Annotated in this window: 1 protein-coding gene; it reads left to right on the plus strand. The window is 51.1% G+C overall.

The genetic code is table 11. The features are described from left to right. Positions 1 to 242: 242 nt before the first annotated feature. A partial coding sequence (gene msrAB / locus ACTHUT_RS20980) for a bifunctional peptide-methionine (S)-S-oxide reductase MsrA/peptide-methionine (R)-S-oxide reductase MsrB (protein WP_440419732.1) occupies positions 243 to 1,138 on the plus strand: 896 nt, incomplete at its 3' end.

A 1,138-nucleotide genomic window follows, 5' to 3' on the forward strand; every position in this document is an offset into this window, starting at 1 on the left:
CAACTTCAGATTCTACTTTTGCTGCGGTTTCCTGAACTTGAGCCTCCTCAGGAGCCGGAGTTTCCTGTTTTTTCTTGCGACGGAAGAAGCTGAACATTAAATTTTCCTTTTAATTTTAGAAACTTGAAATAGGGAGTATTGTAGCGTATTTTACGTGGCAAGGTCGTCTGAAAATCAAGGTTGTCAGGTTTTGGCATTTCCAACGTCTAATGAGACAAACCCTCCATACAGGAAACATAGAGATGAAACCCCGTATCTTCTTTTCCCTTTGCGCCAAGTTCGGCTGCCTGCTTGCGCTGGGCGCCTGCTCATCCAAAATGATGGATACCGAAGCCGCAACCGTACCGCAAGCATTGTCCTCGTTGAAAACTCCTGACAACCGCCCTGCCAGTGTTTTCCTGAAAAAAGACAAACCCACCTTGATTAAATTTTGGGCAAGTTGGTGTCCTTTGTGTTTGTCCGAATTGGGACAAACCGAAAAATGGGCGCAGGATAAGCGGTTCAGCTCCGCCAACCTGATTACCGTCGCCTCCCCCGGCTTTCTGCACGAGAAAAAAGACGGCGACTTCCAGAAATGGTACGCCGGTTTGAACTATCCCAAGCTACCCGTCGTGACAGACAACGGCGGCACCATCGCCCAAAGCCTGAATATCAGCGTTTACCCTTCTTGGGCGTTAATCGGTAAAGACGGCGACGTGCAGCGCATCGTCAAAGGCAGCATCAACGAAGCGCAGGCATTGGCATTAATCCGCGATCCGAATGCCGATTTAGGCCGTCTGAAAAATTCGTTCTACAAACCCGACACACAGAAAAAGGATTCAGCAATCATGAATACGCGCACCATCTACCTCGCCGGCGGCTGCTTCTGGGGCTTGGAAGCCTATTTCCAACGCATAGACGGCGTGGTGGACGCCGTATCCGGCTACGCCAACGGCAAAACGGAAAACCCAAGCTACGAAGACGTTTCCTACCGCGATACAGGCCATGCCGAGACCGTCAAAGTCACCTACGATGCCGACAAACTCAGCCTCGACGACATCCTGCAATACTATTTCCGCGTCGTTGACCCGACCAGCCTCAACAAACAAGGCAACGACACCGGCACGCAATACCGCAGCGGCGTGTACTACACCGACCC

The sequence above is a fragment of the Neisseria sp. P0022.S010 genome, assembly GCF_051956635.1.